This window comes from Segniliparus sp., assembly GCF_051660745.1.
Lineage (GTDB): Bacteria > Actinomycetota > Actinomycetes > Mycobacteriales > Mycobacteriaceae > Segniliparus.
In genome coordinates, this window is record NZ_JBOFQF010000008.1 from 1 (window position 1) to 17007 (window position 17007).

At 68.9% G+C, this 17007-nt stretch carries 18 protein-coding genes and 1 tRNA gene; 5 read left to right on the forward strand and 14 right to left on the reverse strand.

The window, feature by feature from the left end:
• The 6 genes from ACRC20_RS03045 to ACRC20_RS03070 all read right to left on the reverse strand — a co-directional run.
• Positions 1-1703: DUF4118 domain-containing protein (locus ACRC20_RS03045; RefSeq protein ID WP_438684867.1), on the reverse strand; the 1703-nt coding region annotated here is incomplete at its 3' end.
• 11 nt (positions 1704-1714) lie between these two features.
• A complete protein-coding gene (locus ACRC20_RS03050) occupies positions 1715-2362 on the reverse strand; it encodes a potassium-transporting ATPase subunit C (protein WP_438684868.1) in 648 nt (215 codons plus the stop codon).
• Positions 2363-2366: 4 nt separating this feature from the next.
• Positions 2367-4382, reverse strand: a complete 2016-nt coding sequence (kdpB, locus tag ACRC20_RS03055; RefSeq protein ID WP_438684881.1) for a potassium-transporting ATPase subunit KdpB — start codon at positions 4380-4382, stop codon at positions 2367-2369.
• Positions 4383-4480: 98 nt separating this feature from the next.
• Complete coding sequence (gene kdpA / locus ACRC20_RS03060) at positions 4481-6166, reverse strand: potassium-transporting ATPase subunit KdpA (protein WP_438684869.1); 1686 nt, start codon at positions 6164-6166, stop codon at positions 4481-4483.
• Positions 6167-6168: 2 nt separating this feature from the next.
• Positions 6169-6267, reverse strand: a complete 99-nt coding sequence (gene kdpF, locus ACRC20_RS03065) for a K(+)-transporting ATPase subunit F (protein ID WP_438684870.1) — start codon at positions 6265-6267, stop codon at positions 6169-6171.
• A gap of 213 nt (positions 6268-6480) precedes the next feature.
• Positions 6481-6906: a rhodanese-like domain-containing protein gene (locus ACRC20_RS03070; RefSeq protein WP_438684871.1), complete on the reverse strand. Its 426-nt coding sequence runs from the start codon at positions 6904-6906 to the stop codon at positions 6481-6483.
• Positions 6907-6998: 92 nt separating this feature from the next.
• Here ACRC20_RS03070 and ACRC20_RS03075 point away from each other — a divergent pair, with 92 nt between their 5' ends.
• On the forward strand, positions 6999-7514 hold the full coding sequence (locus tag ACRC20_RS03075) for an Lrp/AsnC family transcriptional regulator (RefSeq protein ID WP_438684872.1): 516 nt from the start codon (positions 6999-7001) through the stop codon (positions 7512-7514).
• Here ACRC20_RS03075 and mutM read toward each other — a convergent pair.
• The 4 genes from mutM to ACRC20_RS03095 form a co-directional block, all read right to left on the reverse strand.
• Positions 7468-8316, reverse strand: a complete 849-nt coding sequence (gene mutM / locus ACRC20_RS03080) for a bifunctional DNA-formamidopyrimidine glycosylase/DNA-(apurinic or apyrimidinic site) lyase (protein ID WP_438684873.1) — start codon at positions 8314-8316, stop codon at positions 7468-7470. The two genes, ACRC20_RS03075 and mutM, sit on opposite strands and share 47 nt — an antisense overlap.
• Positions 8317-8331: 15 nt before the next feature.
• Entirely contained in the window at positions 8332-9090 is a 759-nt protein-coding gene (gene rnc, locus ACRC20_RS03085) for a ribonuclease III (RefSeq protein ID WP_438684882.1), read from the reverse strand.
• 308 nt (positions 9091-9398) lie between these two features.
• Positions 9399-10007 carry a YceD family protein gene (locus tag ACRC20_RS03090; protein ID WP_438684874.1) on the reverse strand — a complete coding sequence of 203 codons (609 nt, stop codon included), beginning with the start codon at positions 10005-10007 and terminating at the stop codon, positions 9399-9401.
• A 51-nt stretch (positions 10008-10058) separates the two neighbouring features.
• Entirely contained in the window at positions 10059-10841 is a 783-nt protein-coding gene (locus ACRC20_RS03095) for a DivIVA domain-containing protein (protein WP_438684883.1), read from the reverse strand.
• Positions 10842-11064: 223 nt separating this feature from the next.
• Between ACRC20_RS03095 and ACRC20_RS03100 the strand changes: the two genes are divergently transcribed.
• Positions 11065-11148: transfer RNA gene (locus tag ACRC20_RS03100), tRNA-Leu, on the forward strand.
• Between the two features lie 92 nt (positions 11149-11240).
• Here the strand turns inward: ACRC20_RS03100 and ACRC20_RS03105 are convergent.
• Positions 11241-11495 carry a hypothetical protein gene (locus ACRC20_RS03105; RefSeq protein WP_438684884.1) on the reverse strand — a complete coding sequence of 85 codons (255 nt, stop codon included), beginning with the start codon at positions 11493-11495 and terminating at the stop codon, positions 11241-11243.
• On the opposite strand from ACRC20_RS03105, the gene ACRC20_RS03110 reads away from it, so the two are divergent.
• A complete protein-coding gene (locus ACRC20_RS03110; protein WP_438684875.1) occupies positions 11478-12083 on the forward strand; it encodes a protease pro-enzyme activation domain-containing protein in 606 nt (201 codons plus the stop codon). The two genes, ACRC20_RS03105 and ACRC20_RS03110, sit on opposite strands and share 18 nt — an antisense overlap.
• A gap of 19 nt (positions 12084-12102) precedes the next feature.
• Here ACRC20_RS03110 and ACRC20_RS03115 read toward each other — a convergent pair whose 3' ends face one another.
• From ACRC20_RS03115 to ACRC20_RS03125, 3 genes are read right to left on the reverse strand one after another with little or no spacing between them, the layout of a single operon-like run.
• A complete protein-coding gene (locus ACRC20_RS03115; RefSeq protein ID WP_438684876.1) occupies positions 12103-12381 on the reverse strand; it encodes a hypothetical protein in 279 nt (92 codons plus the stop codon).
• A 40-nt stretch (positions 12382-12421) separates the two neighbouring features.
• Positions 12422-13306, reverse strand: a complete 885-nt coding sequence (gluQRS, locus tag ACRC20_RS03120) for a tRNA glutamyl-Q(34) synthetase GluQRS (RefSeq protein WP_438684877.1) — start codon at positions 13304-13306, stop codon at positions 12422-12424.
• A complete protein-coding gene (locus ACRC20_RS03125) occupies positions 13303-14742 on the reverse strand; it encodes a M20/M25/M40 family metallo-hydrolase (protein ID WP_438684878.1) in 1440 nt (479 codons plus the stop codon). Before ACRC20_RS03125 ends, gluQRS begins: the two co-directional genes overlap by 4 nt.
• 65 nt (positions 14743-14807) lie before the next feature.
• Between ACRC20_RS03125 and ACRC20_RS03130 the strand changes: the two genes are divergently transcribed.
• Together ACRC20_RS03130 and ACRC20_RS03135 are read left to right on the forward strand one after the other, a co-directional pair.
• Entirely contained in the window at positions 14808-16394 is a 1587-nt protein-coding gene (locus ACRC20_RS03130) for a dolichyl-phosphate-mannose--protein mannosyltransferase (protein ID WP_438684879.1), read from the forward strand.
• Between the two features lie 63 nt (positions 16395-16457).
• Entirely contained in the window at positions 16458-16970 is a 513-nt protein-coding gene (locus ACRC20_RS03135; protein ID WP_438684880.1) for a DUF222 domain-containing protein, read from the forward strand.
• Positions 16971-17007 lie beyond the last annotated feature (37 nt).

Consider the following 17007-nt stretch of genomic DNA (forward strand, 5'->3'; position numbering starts at 1 on the left):
GACTCCCCGTCCGGGGAGTCCACGGCGGTTTGCGCGTCGGCGGCGCCCGTCGGAGGCTCCTCCCCCGAGGAGGACACCACCGCCCCCGCCCGCACCAGGCTCACCGCGCGCAGCCCGTATGTCTCGCGCACCTTCGCCAAGAGCTCCGAGACCCCCGCCCCGCGCAGCACCGCGCCCGCGAACAACGTGAGCAGCTCCGCCTCCTTGGCGGCCTGCCTCGCCTGGCGCGCCCGCGACGTCGCGGAGTCCACCAGCGCCGCGACGGCGACGCCGAGCCCGACCATGACGAGGATCGTGACGATCTGGCCGGGGGATTTCACCGCGAAGCTGAGCAGGGGCGGCGCGAAGAGGTAGTTGAGCAAGAAGCCCGAGATCACCGCCGAGCAGGCGGCGGGCAGCATCCCCCCGAGCAAGGAGACCAGCAGCACCACCGCGAAGAACACCGCCGTCGCGCTGGTGAAGTCGATCCAGCCGCCCGCGAGCTCCAACAGCCCCGCCGCGGCGGGCGGCGCGACGACCGCCGCGGCCCAACTCGTCTTGAGCCTGTTCCTCGGGCTCGGCCGCCAGCTCCGGCGGCTGCCCGCCTCCTCGTGGGTGACCATGTGGACGTCGATCTTCCCCGACTCCCGCACCACCCGGATGCCGATGCCCTCGTCGAAGAGATGCGCCAGCTTCGAGCGGCGGGAGGTGCCGAGCACCAGCTGCGTCGCGTTCACCCCGCGCGCGAACTCCAACAAGGTCGTGGGGACGTCGTCGCCGACCACCGTGTGCAACGAGGCCCCGACGCTCGCCGCGAACTCCCGCAGCCGTCCGCGCTCCGCCTCGCTCGCCCCGGCGAGCCCGTCCCCTCGGGCGATGTGCAGCACCATGAGCTCGGCGCTGGACTTCGAGGCGATGCGCCTGGCCCGACGGATCAACGTCTGCGACTCCGCGCCGCCGGTGACGGCGACGATCACCCGTTCACGGGCCTCCCAGGTCGCGGTGATCTGGTGGTCTTTGCGGTATTTCGACAAAGCCGCGTCGACCTGGTCGGCGAGCCAGAGCAAGGCGAGCTCCCGCAACGCGGTCAGATTGCCGGGCCGGAAGTAGTTCCGCAGCGCCGCGTCGACCTTCTCCTGCGCGTAGATGTTGCCGTGGGACATGCGGGAGCGGAGCGCCTCCGGCGTGATGTCCACGAGCTCGACCTGCGCCGCCGAGCGCACGAAGACATCGGGGACGGTCTCCTGCTGGGTCACGCCGGTGATCTGCGCGACCACGTCGTTGAGGCTCTCAAGGTGTTGGACGTTCACGGTGGAGAGCACGTCGATCCCCGCTTCGAGCAGCACTTGGACGTCCTGCCAGCGCTTCTCGTTGGCGAGTCCGGGCGCGTTGGTGTGGGCGAGCTCGTCGACCAGGGCGAGCCTCGGCTTGCGGCGGAGCACCCCCGCGAGGTCCATCTCCTCCAGCACGGTGTCGCGGTACGGGACCTGGATCGTCGGCACCTGCTCGAGGCCGTCGACCAGCTTCGAGGTCTTCGTCCGGCCATGGGTCGCCACCACGGCGACCACGACGTCGGCGCCCCGCTCCTGACGGCGGTGCGCCTCGGCGAGCATGGCGTAGGTCTTCCCGACTCCGGGCGCCGCGCCGAGGTAGATCCGCAGCGTGCCGCGTTTGGGCGGGCTCGGCTGCGGCGCTGGGGCCGGATCGGTGCTCACGCCTTCCATGTAAGCACTTGTCACCCGCAGTTGGGCGGACGCAGGCCGAGCGCCGCGTTGAGCTCGCCCACGTTCACGCGGGGCTCGCCGAGGAAGCCGAGCTGGCGGCCCTCGGTGTGCGCGTCCACGAGCTTGCGGACCTCGTCCTCCGGCTTCCCCGCCGCTTTGGCGACCCTGGCGATCTGGATCGCGGCGTAGGCGGGGCTGATGTCGGGGTCGAGGCCGGATCCGGAGCCGGTCACCGCGTCGGGGGGCACGTCCGACTCCGGGACGCCGTCGCGCGCGGCGATGTCGTGCTTGCGTCGCACGATCCACTTCGCCAAGGCTTCGCTGTTCGGGCCTTGGTTCGAAGGCAGTCCCGCGGCCGGGCTGCCCGGCGCGAACGCGTCCTCCCCCGAGCCGACCACCCGTGCGTGGAAGTACGGGTCGGGGGTGGGGGTGCCTCCCGCTTGCGGTGGACCGTCCGGGGCTTTCGGGTCCACGCCGAGCAACGCGCTTCCGGCGACGCAGCCGCGCACGACGAGCGGGGAGCCTTCGGCGGAGTCCGCGCCGACGCGGCTGATCCCCCAGATCACGAGCGGGTAGGCCACGCCGAGCAGAACCGTGAGCCCGACGAGCAGGACCAGTCCGGCAAGCGACTGGCGAAAGAGGCGGAACACCAACGTCATCGGGCTATCCCATCCCCGGCAAGAACCGGACCGCGAGATCGATGAGCCAGATCCCGACGAACGGCAGGATCACGCCCCCGACTCCGTACACGAGCAAGTTGCGGCGCAGCAGCGCCTCGGCGGCGGCAGGCGTGTACCGCACGCCTTTGAGCGCGAGCGGGATCAGGCCGAGGATGATCACCGCGTTGAAGATCACGGCGGAGAGGATCGCCGAGGCGGGCGAGTGCAGCCGCATGATGTTCAGCGCCGCGAGCTGCGGATAGACGCTGGAGAACAGGGCGGGGAGGATCGCGAAGTATTTCGCCAAGTCGTTGGCGAGGGAGAACGTGGTGAGCGCGCCCCTGGTGATGAGCAGCTGCTTGCCGATGGAGACGATGTCCAAGAGCTTGGTGGGATCCGAGTCGAGGTCCACCATGTTGCCCGCCTCTTTGGCGGCGGCGGTGCCGGTGTTCATCGCGACGCCGACGTCCGCCTGCGCGAGCGCCGGGGCGTCGTTGGTGCCGTCGCCGGTCATCGCCACGAGCCGCCCGCCCTCTTGCTCCTTGCGGATGAGCTCGAGCTTGTCCTCCGGGGTCGCCTCGGCGAGGAAGTCGTCCACCCCGGCCTCTTTGGCGATGGCCGCCGCCGTGAGCGGGTTGTCGCCGGTGATCATGACGGTGCGGATGCCCATCTGGCGCAGCTGCGCGAACCGGGCCGCGATGCCGGGCTTGACCACGTCCGACAGGACGACCACGCCGAGGATCTTCGCGCCTTCAGGCCCGTGCTGCGCGACGACGAGCGGGGTGCGGCCCTCGCGGGCTGCCTGGTCGACGGCCTGCTGCACGTCCGGGGACGCGCCCGCGCCGTGGCTCGCGGCCCACTCCAGCACCTTGTCGGTGGCGCCTTTGCGGATCAGCATGTCGCCGACGTTCAGGCCGGACATCCGGGTCTGCGCGGTGAACGGGACGAACTCGCCCGCGAGCTCCTCCTCGCCAGCCTCGGCCGCGAGGCCGTGGCGCAGGGCGCAGAACTCGACGATGCTGCGCCCCTCCGGGGTCAGGTCCACGAGGCTGGACAACCGGGCCGCCGCCGCGAGCTGGGCCACCGGCACGCCCTCGGCCGCGACGAGGCCGGTCGCGCGGCGGTTGCCGAAGGTGATCGTCCCGGTCTTGTCCATGAGCACGGTGTCGATGTCGCCTGCGGCCTCCACTGCCCGCCCGGACATGGCGAGCACGTTGTGCTGCACCAGGCGGTCCATGCCCGCGATGCCGATCGCGGAGAGGAGCGCGCCGATGGTGGTCGGGATGAGGCAGACCAAGAGGGCGATGAGCTTGACCGGGTCCGGCTGCTGCCCGCCGTACGCGCCCATCGGGCCGATGGCGACGACGGCGAAGAGGAAGATGATCGTGAGCGAGGCCAGCAGGATGCCGAGCGCGATCTCGTTCGGGGTCTTGCGCCGCGCCGCGCCTTCGACCAGCGCGATCATCCGGTCGATGAAGGTCTCGCCGGGTTTGGTGGTGATCTTGACGACGATGCGGTCCGAGAGGACCGTGGTGCCGCCGGTCACCGAGGAGCGGTCCCCGCCAGACTCGCGCACCACCGGCGCGGATTCGCCGGTGATGGCGGACTCGTCCACCGTGGCGATCCCCTCGACGACGTCGCCGTCGCCGGGGATCACTTGCCCGGCCTCGACGACGACCCGGTCGCCCAAGTTCAGCAGCGAGCCGGAGACCTCTTCCTCGACCGTCTTCCCCGGATGGCTCGGGTCCTCTTGCAGACGGCGGGCCATCGTCTCCTGCTTGACCTGGCGCAGCGTCGCGGCCTGCGCCTTGCCCCGGCCTTCGGCGACCGCCTCGGCGAGATTCGCGAAGAGCACCGTGAACCACAGCCACGCGGTCACCGCCCAGGACAACGCGGTCGGGTGCAGGACCGCGAGCGCCGTCGTCGCGACGGAGCCGACGAGCACGACGAACATCACGGGGTTGCGGGCCTGGTGGCGCGGGTCGAGCTTCGCGAACGCGTCCGGCAGCGACTTGAGCATCTGGGACGGCGAGAACACGCCCGCCGCGACTTTCCCGCTGGCGGCCTGCTTCGCCTCCGCCTTGTGCTGGTGCTTCTCGGCCAGGGATTCGGTCATCGTCATCCGAGGGCCTCCGCGATCGGTCCTAACGCTAGCGCCGGGAAGAAGGTGAGCGCCGCGACCAGAAGGACGACGCCGAGGAGCAGGCCGACGAAGAGGCTCCGGTGCGTCGGGAGCGTCCCCGCCGTCGGCGGGGTGTGCTGCTGGGACGCGAGCGACCCCGCGAGGGCGAGGACCAGGACGATCGGCAAGAACCGCCCGAGGAGCATGCACACGCCGAGGGAGGCTTGGAACCAGTCGCTCGTGACGGTGAGGCCGCCGAACGCGCTGCCGTTGTTGTTCGACGCGGAGGCGTAGGCGTAGAGCACCTCCGAGTACCCGTGGAGCGAGCCGAGCGTGCCGGCGCTCCCGCCGTTGCCCTGCGCGGCGAGGGTGGCGGGCAGGACCAGCGAGACCGCCGTCCCGACCAGCACCAGCACGGGCATCACGAGCACCGACAGCGCCGCGAGGGTGATCTCGCGCTGGCGGATCTTCTTGCCGAGGTACTCGGGGGTGCGCCCGACAAGGAGGCCGCCGACGAAGACCGCGATCACCGCGAGCACGAGGATCCCGTACAGGCCGGTGCCAACCCCGCCCGGCGCGACTTCGCCGAACAGCATGTTGAGGATGAGCGCTCCCCCGCCGAGCGCCGAGTAGCTCTCGTGGGCCGAGTTCACCGCGCCGGTGGAGGTGCCGGTGGTGGCCGTCGCGAAGAGCGCCGAGGCCGCCGTGCCGAAGCGGACCTCCTTGCCCTCCGTCATCGCCCCAGCCAGCGTGCCCGCTTTGCCGCTTGGGAAGGACTCGGAAATCCAGGTCACAGCCAGGATCCCGCCGAAGAGCACCGTCATCACGGCGAGGAGCGCGAGGCCCTGGCGGCGGTCCCCGACCAGCGTCCCGAACGTGCGGGTGAGCGAGACCGGGATGAGGAGGATGGCGATGATCTCGACGGCGTTGGCAAACGGGGTCGGGTTCTCGAAGGGGTGCGCCGAGTTGGCCGCGAGGATCCCGCCGCCGTTGGTGCCGAGCTCCTTGATCGCCTCCTGCGAGGCCACCGGCCCGAGCGCCACCTGCCCCTGCGCGCTCGCGAAGCCGGTGTGGAAGGACTGCACGACGCCCTGGGTCAGCAGGATCACGGCGACGAGCGCCGAGAGCGGCAGGAGGACGCGGACCGTCCCTCGGACGAGATCCACCCAGAAATTGCCGATCTCGCCGCCCGCCCGGACGTGGACGAAGCCTCGGACGACCGCGATCGCCACGGCCATGCCCACGGCGGCGGAGAGGAAGTTCTGCACCGCGAGGCCGAGCGGCTGCGTCCACACGGCCATCGTCGTCTCGGGCGTGTAGGACTGCCAGTTGGTGTTCGTGACGAAAGAGACGGCCGTGTTGAAGGCGACCGCCGGGCTCACGCCCGCCAGCCCGCCGCCGAGATGGAGCACCCCCTGCAGCCGTTGGAGCGCGTAGAGGAAGAGCACGCCGACCAGCGAGAAGCCGAGCAGGCTGAGCACGTACCACTGCCAGGTCTGCTCCGCCTTGGAGTCCACCCGCGCGGCCTTGTAGAAGACGCGCTCGACGGCGAGGTCTTTCCCGCTCGTGTACACCCTGGCCATGTAGTCCCCGAGCGGGACGTACGCCACGGCGAGGACGGCGAGGACGAAGAGCAGCTGCAAGGCTGCGGCTGCCTGTTCGGGCAATGCTGCGGCAGACATGGTCAGAACCTCTCCGGGTCCACGAGGGCGACGAAAAGATAGACGGCAAGGCCTGCGGCGAGAACGAGCAAGACAATGCTCACCACTGCGGCGATGGTCATCGAAGCGCTCCTGCCACGCCGAGCAAGACCGCGAACACCGCCAAAGTCAGCGCCAGATAGGCGATGTCGGCCATGTCGGCTGTCCTTCCTTCTCAAGGGCGCAGATGCGGGCAGCAGCGCGCCGATGAGCAAGGCTAGCCCTCGAAAAACGCCCGTAGGCGGTTCCTTACGGATTCCATACGCGGGTATCCCCTGTCCGTCCGCCGCCTCGGATCAGCACCCGCACCCCGGCTCCTTGAGCAACGCGGCGAGCGGGTCGGCAGGGCTGGGCCGCACACCCCTGTCCGTCTCGACGTCGAACCCCTCGCGGACCCAGTATTCGAAGCCTCCGATCATCTCCTTGACCGAGAAACCCAAGTCCGCGAACCCGAGCGCCGCTTTTGTCGCACCGTTGCAGCCAGGCCCCCAGCAGTGCACGACGACGGGTTTCGCCCTGTCGATCTCGTGGAGCGCCCGCGCCGCGATCTCCGCCCTCGGCAGATGCACGGCGCCTGGAACACGCCCCTGCGCCCACGCCTCAGCGCTTCGGACGTCGACCAAGGTGAAATCGCCCGCGCCCGCGCGCAACGCGGAGGCCACGTCGTCCACGTCCGTCTCGTGGTCGAGTTTCGCCTGGAAATATGCTGCTGCTGTGTCCATACGACGAAAGTAGCCGACGCAACAGTTTCCGTGAAGTGCCAAAATATGGAAGAACTGCCCTATCGCCGCAGTTATCGCGGTAAAATGACGCTATGGCAGGACAATCCGCTTTCGACACCACAGATGTCGCGATTCTCCGCGCTTTGCAGGACGACGGACGCCTCCCGCTCGCCGACCTCGCCCGCGCCGTCTCCATGTCGCCGAGCGCCGTGAAAGAGCGTGTCCGAAAGCTGGAGGAGACCGGCGCGATCTCCGGCTACACGGCAGTCGTCGACCCGGAGAAGCTCGGCTACTCGATTCTCGCGCACCTGCGGCTGCGCTACCCCTCCAGCAATTACAGAGCCCTCCACGACCTCCTCGACTCCACTCCGGAGATCGTCGAAGCCCACCATGTCACCGGGGACGACTGCTTCGTGCTCAAAGTCGTGGCCACTTCCATGCGCCATCTCGAGCAGGTGGCGGGCCGAGTCGGCGCGCTGGGCTCTGTCACCACGAGCGTCGCCTATTCCAGCCCGCTCGCACGACGAGCCGTCCTTCCGCCTGCGACAAGCCCCCGCGCCGTCACAACCTCTGGCAAGACGGGCAGTAGTGGGAGCTCCGGTTCATGAACGCCTCGCGACGGATCGCCCTGCCGCAGCGACGGCAGGGCTTGCCCTCCTGGCCGTAGACGGCGAGCCAGTCCGAGAACTGGCCCGATTCGCCGTTCACGTTCACATAGAGGGAGTCGAAGCTGGTGCCGCCCTCGGTGATCGACTCGTGCACGACCGCCGCGACCGCGTCGAGCAATGCCACGGCTTTGCGCTGGCCGAGCTCGGCCGCGACCCGCTCGCCGTGCAGCCGCGCCCGCCACAGCGACTCGTCGGCGTAGATGTTGCCGACCCCGGAGAGCACGGTCTGGTCCAGGAGCACCCGCTTGATCGCCGAACGCTTCGCCCGGATGCGCCGGGCGGTCGCGGCAGGGTCGAATCTGGGGTCGAAGGGGTCGCGGGCGATATGCGCGACCGGGACGGGGACGAGCTCGCCGTCGACCTCCGCGAGCGGCGCGAACTCCCACCCCCCGAAGGTCCGCTGGTCGAAGAACTGCAGCGTCCGCCCATCGGCCAGATCCGCCTCGATCCGCAGGTGATTGGGGTTCCCCGGCAGCCCGGCTTCGCCAATACGGAATTGGCCGCTCATGCCCAGGTGCATGACCACGGCTTCCTCGTTGTCGAGGACCAGCCACAGGTATTTGCCCCGACGGCGGACCTCGCGGATGTCCCGCTCGGCCAGCGCCGCGACCAGGAACTCCCCGCCGCCCGGATGCCTGCGCGCCGCACGGGGGTGCAGAACGCGGACAGCGCGCAGCCGCGCGCCCGTCAGCTGCTCCGCGAGCCCTCGGCGGACGACCTCGACCTCGGGCAGCTCAGGCAACGAGATCCCGAGACATTAGATCCCGAGGCCGGGAAGCGCCACGTCTTCGCCGCTGATCACGCCCCAGGCGTGGCCGGCCGCTTTCATCTCGGCTTCCTTCTTGGTGCGGCCGGAACCGGTGCCGAGGCTCTTCTCCTCGATCAGCACGATGGCGGTGAAGAGCTTCTCGTGGTCGGGGCCAGCCTCGGTGACTTCGTACACCGGCGGGCGGAGGCCGCGCCGCGCGCAGAGCTCCTGCAGGCTGGTCTTCCAGTCAAGGCCCGCCCCGAGCCGCGCGGCCCTGGACAGAAGCGGCGCGCAGAGGTGCAGGACCACTTCGCGCGCCTTCTCGATGCCGTACTGGATGTGCACCGCGCCGAGCAGCGCCTCAAGCCCGTCCGCGAGGATCGAGTCCTTGTTCTTGCCGCCGGTGCGCACCTCGCCGTTGCCGAGGTACAGGTACTCGCCGAGCCCGCCCTTGCCGAGCCTGCGGGCGATCTCGGCGAGCGAGATAGTGCTGACGATGTTGGCCCTCAGCTTGGCCAGCTCGCCCTCCTCCTTGTCCGGGTGGCTCACATACAGCTGCTCGGTGATGACCAGGCCCAGCACGGTGTCGCCGAGGAACTCCAACCGCTCGTTCGTGGGGACCTCGCCGTGCTCGTTCGCCCAGGAGCGATGCGTCAGGGCAAGGGTGAGCAGGGCCTCTTGCAGCGTCACACCGATGGAGTCGAAAAGCTCCTGCGGGTCGCCGACGACGCACTCGGAGGCCTTGCGGCGCTTTTCCGCAGAACGCAGCGAGGCGTCGGATTTCGGCTTCGGGCTGAGCGCCACCGCCGCCTTCGGCGCGGAAGCCGCTTTGCGCGTGCCTGCCGGGCGCTTCGCCGCCGTGGCCGGACGGCCTGCCGCGCGCCGGACTTCTTGCTGGACAGGGCCGCCCGAGGCGGACAACCGCACGTGGCCCGCATGGCCAGCAGTCGGATCCAGGTCGCCGCCTGCGTCCTCGGGATCGACCTTCGGCGCCAAGAACTGCACTGGCTCGACGACCGGAGGCGCGTCGTCGCGGCGGTCCGCAGATCCGCCTGGACGCTCGTCCGACTTGCTCATCACTTGTCTCCAACCTCTTTCCGGTTTGCCTGATCGGCGGCTTCCTCGTCCGGCTCCGGCTCGGGCGGGCCGAACCTGTCGCGCAGCCCCGCCCAGCGGGGATCGATTTGCTCGTGGCCGTGATCGGCGGGAACCGTCGCCAACAGCACGCCGCACTCCGGGCAGATGCCCCGGCAGTCGGGGGCGCACACCGGCGAGAGCGGGAACCCGAGCACGACGGCGTCGATCACCGACTGCTCCAAGTCGATCTTGCCGCCGATCGCCACCGGGGCTTCCTCGTCGTCCTCGACCGGCGAAAAGCTGAAGAACTCGCGGAACGAAGCCTGCGTCGACGCGGCGAAACGCTCAAGGCAGCGCGAGCACTGCCCCGCGACGGGCGCGCGCAAGCTGCCCGACACGGCCACGCCGTCCTCGGTCTCGAACAGCTCCACCGAGAGCGTGACCGGCGCGCCCGGCTCGACGGCGATCATCTCGCCCCCGATCCGGTCCGGCGCGGGGAACGCGAGCTCGCCTCGCAACGGCTCAGGCTGCAGTTGAAGCTGACGGACGTCCAAAGCCCACGGGTGGCGCGGATCGAAGACGCGCGACAAAGCCTCCGGACTGGTCACGCGGATGAGGATACGCGAAATTTACTAGCCGCGCACATCGCCACGCCCGGCTTAGCGGCGAGATTCGACCCGTTCCCGATTCTCACGAGAATTCGGCAGGCTGTCGATAAGATCGTGCGTCCCCGCGCCCGCTCGCAGCTGCTGGCGGCCACGGGCGACCGTGCGGCTGGTGGTGACGAGGAACTCCTCGAACTCGGCCAGCTTGGTGTCCACGTAGAAATCGCACTCCGCCCGAGTCCGGTCCGACTCGGCGTGCGCCGCGTCGACCACACGGGTCGCCTCCGCGCGGGCGGCCTGGGCGACCTCGCTCTGCGAGACCAGGCGGCGCTGCTCCGCGAGCCCCTCGTTGACCGCGTGCTCGTACGCCGAGTTGCCCGCCTGGAGCAGGCGCTCGGACTCTTCCCTCGCCCGAGTGGTGGACGACTCGTACTCGCGCTGCGCCTCGTGGCGCAGACGCTCGGACTCCTGCTGCGCCTCGGAGAGGAGGCGTTGCGCGGTGGACTGCGCCTCCTTGACCGCCCGGTCGGCCTGCGCAGCCGCGTCTGCGGTGATCCGCTCGGCGATGTGCTTGGCCTCCTCCACGGAGGTCTCGGCCTTCGAGTGCGCGTCTTCGACGTGGTTCTGCGCGTACAGGCGGGCCTCTTCGACCATCCGGTCGCGCTGGTCGAGGACGTCTTGCGCGTCGTCGACATCCGCGGGCAGGGCCTCTTTGATGTCGTCGATGAGCTCGAGCACATCGCCCCTTGGGACAACGCAGTTCGAGGTCATCGGCACGCCCCTGGCCTCTTCCACGATCGCGCCGAGTTCCTCCAGCGCTTCGAACACTCGGTACACGGTCCACCTCATTCTGCTCGTTAATGGTGCTTTCTCCATTGTGCCTGCGGATACGCCACGAAGCGGTCACAATTCCGGCGTGTCTTGAGGTGCAGTTGTGACTGAAGTGCCGCCTGGGGCGATTCTGGAACCGATTGGCACGAGCGCCGAAGCCCTGCTACTATGTACCACTGCGCCGGGCCACCCACCCGGAGCAAGTCTTGCTGAGCTGATCAGCACACCTGTCGAGGTGGCGAAATGGCAGACGCGCTAGCTTGAGGTGCTAGTGTCCTTAACGGACGTGGGGGTTCAAGTCCCCCTCTCGACACAACACATACTCGCCCTCCGGCGAGTATTCCCTCCATCGCCGCCGGATGCGCGACACGCCTCTTGCCAAGAATGCGACAGCGGAGCGCTGTTTCATACGGCAGGTAGTTCTTGCGGAGCGCTATTCATATTGTTCTGCAGCCCATTTTCAAGCCGCTCGGGAATGTCGCGCCCCCACGGAAATACATGCCGCATAACTGACTGTTTATTCTGATCATATTCTGGCCACAATCTCGCTATTTCGAACCAATATTTATATTCTGACCACGCCGTTGTCAGAATATAAATATTGGTATAGCGCCCTTTCTGCTCCTTTGCTAGCGTGGCGGCATGAGCAACGAGAAACACATCATTCTCCCTGGCAGCGAGCGCGCAGAGGTGCACGGCATTACACATATCGGACCCGTTCCCGATGACGATCCTATTTCCGTGACATTATTGCTCCGACGCAAAGCGGAGCTCCCCGAGGAACTTATCCACAGCTCGCGCACCGTGCGCCTCCACGAGTTGGTCAAACAATATGGGAGCAACCCCGCAGACGTCGCCGCCGTAGCCGAAACGCTCCACAGATTCGGCCTCGATGCGGTCGAGGAGAAACCCGGCTCACGGCATATCCAAGCCACAAGATCCGCCAAAGCGTTCAGCCATGTTTTCGGCTGCGAATTGAACCGAGTCTCGCAGCAGGAGAACGAGGACGGGCCTGCCGTCACGTACCGCTACCGCACGGGCCCATTGCGCGTCCCCGCAGAGCTCGACGGCGTCGTGACCGCCGTCCTCGGCCTCGACAACCGCTCGCAAACAGCAGTACTGCCGCACCTCGTGCGGCCTCGTCCGCCGTCTACACCCCGGTCGAGCTGGGACGTGTCTACAACTTCCCCGCCGGAACGACCGGAGCGGGCCAACGCCTCGCGATCATCTCGCTCGGCGGGGGCCTGATCGGGTCCGACCTGGCCAATTACTTCGACCTGCTCGGAGTCCAGCCGCCCTCCATTTCCATCGCCTCGACAGACGGCGCGACGAACTCCCCGACCGGCGACCCCGCCGTCGACGGAGAAGTGGTGCTGGACGTCGAAGTGGCCGGGGCATTGGCGAACGAAGCAGAATTGATCGTGTACTTCGGCCCGAACAGCGACCGGGGCTTTTTCGACGCGGAGTCAGCAATGCCTTCCCTGCCCCGGCGTGGCAGGCGCATGTGCCGCTGCCCCGCACCGGTCGCGGCGTGCCCGACGGCCAAGCCCTCCTCGACTCTCTTCGGCAGCTGTCCTGACGGGCAGTCATCCCCATGCCAGCGGCTCCGCGGGAGCCCGGCCCAAGTCGAACGAGTCCAACGCCTCGCGGAGCGTGGCCGCCCCCGATCCGACGGACGCGAGCAGCAGCCGAACGACCTCCCCCGGCGCTGTCCCAGCCTTCGCCAGATCGGCGAGCGTCACCGCGCCGTCGCGTTTGGCGAGACGCTCGCCTCCGGCGTTCACGACCAACGGCACATGCGCGTATTCGACCTCGGGCACGCCGAGCAGCGAGGCGAGATACGCCTGGCGGGGCGCGGAGCTGAGGAGGTCGTCCCCACGGACCACCTGCGTGACCCCCTGCGCGGCGTCGTCCACGACCACGGCGAGGTTGTAGGCGGGCGTCCCGTCCCAACGCAAGAGCACGAAATCGTCCACCGGGCCTGTGCGGCTCCCGTGGACGAGGTCGGCCACCGCGAACCCCCGGACTGCGCTGGCGAGCCGCAACGACGGCGGCCTCGGGGCGTTCGCCCGCAACTCCCGCTTGCGGGCCTCGCCCAGCTCGCGGCAGAAGCCTGGGTACGAGCCGGGCGGGGAGTTCGGAGCCCGGGAGGCCTCGGCGATCTCGCGCCGCGAGCACCAGCACTCGTAGACGAGGCCGCGTTCGGCGAGCCCGTCCACCGCCGCCCGATAGGCCTCCCGCCGCCGCGACTGCCACAGGACCGGCCCGTCCCAGTCCACGCCGATCGCCACGAGGTCCGCGAGCTGCCGGGCCGCCGCGCCTGGCCGGGACCGTTCGTCGAGGTCTTCGACCCGCAGCACGAACCTTCCCCCGGCGGAGCGGGCGCAGAGCCAGGCCAGCATCGCGGTGCGCAGGTTGCCGAGGTGCAGATCCCCCGACGGGCTCGGGGCGAACCGCCCGACAGGCGTCACGTCGCGTTCGCGTAGAGCTTCACGACCTCGTACAGGAAGGCGCGGCCCTCGTCGAGGCTGCGCACGCGGAGCCGCTCGTCCAAGCCGTGCATCCCGTCGAGGTCCGGGTCGAGGAAGATCCCGGACAGCCCGTAGGTGGGAATGCCCGCCGCGTTCCAGTATTTGCCGTCCGTCGCGCCGGTCGCCATCGTCGGCAGCAGGGGCACGCCGGGCCAGAGCTTGCCCGCGACCTGGCGGGCGGGCCCGAGGATCCGGTCGTCCAACGGCGGCGGGGCCGGGGTCGGGCTCACATCTCCCGCCGGGGCGATCTTGACCTGCGGGTCGGCGACCACGCGGACCAGCTCGTCTTGGACCTGTCGCACCGGGACTCCGGGGAAGATCCGGCAGTTGACGTTCGCGGTCGCCCGCTGGGGCAGCGCGTTCGGGGCGTGGCCCGCGCTCAGCTGCGTCGCGACGCATGTGGTGCGCAACATCGAGTTCCAGACCGGGTCCGCCTTGGCGGTTTTCTCGCCAGCCGCCTGGTCCTGCGGGTTGTCGAGCAGCGCGTGGATCTCCGCAGCCGTCTCGCCGCCCTTCAGGTCGGCCATCTTCGCGAAGAACGCCTTCGTGGTGTCGTTGAGCTGGATCGGGAAGCCGAAGGCGCGCAGCCGCTCAAGCCCCGCGCCCAGACGGTAGATCGCGTTGTCGTCGGCGGGCACCGAGCTGTGCCCGCCCGGACTGGTCGTCTCGAACGTGAAATCCTGGTACACCTTCTCCCCTGCTTGGACGCCAAGCGCGATCCGGTTCCCCTGTTGGTCCAGAATCCCTCCCGCGCCCTCGTTCAGCGCGAACTCCGCGTCGACAAGCTGGCGCTCATGCTCGGCGAGGTATTTCGCCCCGTTGAACGGGCCGCTCTCCTCGCCGCAGGTGAGGACGAGCTTCACGGAGCGCTTGGGGACGAACCCCTCCTGCCGGTAGCGGATCAGGCTGTCCGCCCAGATCGCCGCTTGCGCCTTGTCGTCGTTGGCGCCCCGTCCGTAGTAGTAGCCGTCCTCCTCCGCCAGCTTGAACGGGTCGCGCTGCCAGTCCTCGCGTTTGGCCTCGACCACGTCGAGGTGGGCGAGGAGCGCGATGGCCTTCGCGTTCGGGTCGCTCCCGCGCAGCACGGCGACGAGGCCGCCAGCCTTGGGGTGCTGCGGCTCGGAGAAGACCGTCACGTCGCTGTTGGAGTAGCCCGCGTCCTTGAGGCGCCCGGCGACCTTCTCGGCCGCCTCGGTGCAATCGCCCGACGACAAGGTCGTGTTCGTCTCCACCAGCTCCTGGTAGAGGGCGCGGAACGAGTACGGCTCGGCCGAGGCGGAGTGCCCCGCCGCCCCGCCGCCGGAGGTCGAGCACGCCGCGCACACTCCTGCCGCGAACATCGCCACCGCCGTGCTCGCCATCTGGGATATCCTCATGCGCCCAGCCTAGCCACGACTGCGCTGGCGGGCGCGTCGTAGCCCTGATCGGCTAAGCTCCCCCAGTGACTTTGCTCGCCGACCAGCCGCTCGCGCGGCGGCTCCAGCAGCTTGAGCCGACTGGCTCCAGCCCTGGGCCTGCGCTGGCCTCGGCGGATTTCGGCCCGCTCGACGTGTGGCGCGGCTGGATCGTCACGCTCGTCATCACCGCGGTGGGGGGCTTTCTGCGGTTCTGGCAACTCGGCGCGTACTCCGACCACGGCACGCCGATCTTCGACGAGAAGCACTACGTCCCGCAGGCCTGGCAGATGCTCGGCAACGGCGGCGTGGAGGACAACCCCGCGTACGGGCTGGTAGTGCACCCGCCGCTCGGCAAGCAGCTCATCGCGATCGGCGAGTCGCTCTTCGGATACACCCCGCTGGGGTGGCGGTTCGCCTCTGCGGTCTTCGGGACGCTGCTGGTCCTGCTCGTGATCCGCTCCGCGCGCCGCCTCACCCGGTCCACGTTGGTCGGGGCCGTCGCGGGGATCCTCTTGATCAGCGACGGCGTGAGCCATGTCGCCGCCCGCTCGGCCCTCTTGGACATCTTCCTCGCGGTCTTCGCTTTCGCCGCCTTCTCCTGCATCCTCGCGGACCGCGACCAGGTGCGCGAGCGGCTCTCCCTGCTCCTCGCCGAGGGCCAAGGGGCGGCGAGCCCGCTGGGCCCGCGCCTCGGCGCCCGGTGGTGGCGGTTCGGCGCGGGCGTGCTCGTCGGCCTCGCCTGCGCGGTGAAATGGTCCGGCCTGTACTACGCCGTCTTCTTCGGCTTCCTCACGATCTGCTTCGACTGGTCCGCGCGCAAGCACTACGGGGCGAAGAAGCCCTTCCGGGGGATGCTCCTTCGCGACCTGGCGCCGGGGTTGTGGGGGTTCCTCGCCATTCCTGTGCTGATCTATCTCGCCAGCTACTGGGCCTGGTACACCAACGACTTCGCCTACTACCAGTACGGCGGGCCGCCGCAAGGGGCGAGCGGCGCCGTGCTCGCGGTCTGCGACCATCTGCCGGACTCGCTCAAGCACCTCTGCTACTGGAACGCGGATTCGCTCAAGTTCCACGAGCACCTCACCAACTCGAACGGCTACCACCACCCTTGGGAGTCCAAGCCCTGGCAGTGGCCGATGAGCCTGCGGCCCGTCCTCTACTACTACGAGAACGGCCCGGTCGCGCAGCACTGCGGCGAGGCCAACTGCGTCGGGGCGATCCTGCAGGTCGGCACGCCCTCGATGTGGTGGCTGTCCGTGCCGATGCTGCTGTGGGGGCTCTGGCGCATGTTCGCCGCGTGGGACTGGCGGTACGCGGCGGTGCTCGCCGGATACGGAGCCTCGTGGCTGCCCTGGTTCCTGGACCTGGACCGCCAGATGTATTTCTACTACGCCTCCGCGATGGCTCCGTTCCTCGTCCTCGGGCTCGCGCTCTGCTGCTCGGACGTCCTCGGCAACAACGGCGCGGCCCTCTGGCACAGCGACGAGCGGAAAGCCTCGGGCAGGCTGCTGGTCTGCCTCTACGTCGGTTTGGTCGTGGCGAACTTCGCCTGGCTCTACCCCATCCTCGTCGGCGACCCGATCCCCCATTGGCGCTGGGACGCGGAGATCTGGCTGCCGAGCTGGGGGTAAAACCTCGGTATTTCTTCTCATTTCCCCTTGTTCTACCTGGTGTTTTCGGGTAGAATCAAACATATGGACGATACGAGGGGAATCGTGTCGGAGGAAGTGCTCAGAAGCCTCCGGCCGGAGTCCTGCGCGGATGTGAAGGCGAAGTTCGCGGAGATGGAGCGGCTCGAAGCGGCGCTGCTCTCGTGCAAGGCGACCATCGCCGACGACATCGCCCAACGCCAGATCACCGAGGAGCATCAGGCGGGGAAGGGCATTTTCTCGTTCGCGACGCGCGAGGCGGTGTTGTTAGAACTCGGGCCTGCGTTGGGGGTCTCCTCGCGCGGGGCGGAGGAGGCGCTGTCGTTCACGGAGGACATGACGGTGAACTACCCCAAACTCGGGGCGAAACTCTCCCAAGGCGAGGTCACCGCAAAGACGGCCCGCTACGTGGGGAACTCGCTCGGTCTCGCGCCCACAGGTAGTCGCGAGGAGTTCGACGCGTGGCTGGCGGTCCAGGCCCCGCGCTGGCGGACGCACACGGCCCGCAAGATCGAGCACCTCATGGAGGCCCAGTACCTGCGACTGGACCCCGAATAGTGCAAGCGGCGGCGGGAGCGGGCGCATAAACAACGCT

Coding starts and splice junctions, on each gene's coding strand:
- ACRC20_RS03050 (WP_438684868.1), bottom strand. CDS start 2,362: ATGACGTTGGTGTTCCGCCTCTTTCGCCAGTCGCTTGCCGGACTGGTC.
- kdpA (WP_438684869.1), bottom strand. CDS start 6,166: ATGTCTGCCGCAGCATTGCCCGAACAGGCAGCCGCAGCCTTGCAGCTG.
- kdpB (WP_438684881.1), bottom strand. CDS start 4,382: ATGCTCAAGTCGCTGCCGGACGCGTTCGCGAAGCTCGACCCGCGCCAC.
- ACRC20_RS03125 (WP_438684878.1), bottom strand. CDS start 14,742: ATGAGGATATCCCAGATGGCGAGCACGGCGGTGGCGATGTTCGCGGCA.
- ACRC20_RS03110 (WP_438684875.1), top strand. CDS start 11,478: ATGAGCAACGAGAAACACATCATTCTCCCTGGCAGCGAGCGCGCAGAG.
- ACRC20_RS03070 (WP_438684871.1), bottom strand. CDS start 6,906: ATGGACACAGCAGCAGCATATTTCCAGGCGAAACTCGACCACGAGACG.
- ACRC20_RS03135 (WP_438684880.1), top strand. CDS start 16,458: ATGGACGATACGAGGGGAATCGTGTCGGAGGAAGTGCTCAGAAGCCTC.
- ACRC20_RS03075 (WP_438684872.1), top strand. CDS start 6,999: ATGGCAGGACAATCCGCTTTCGACACCACAGATGTCGCGATTCTCCGC.
- kdpF (WP_438684870.1), bottom strand. CDS start 6,267: ATGACCATCGCCGCAGTGGTGAGCATTGTCTTGCTCGTTCTCGCCGCA.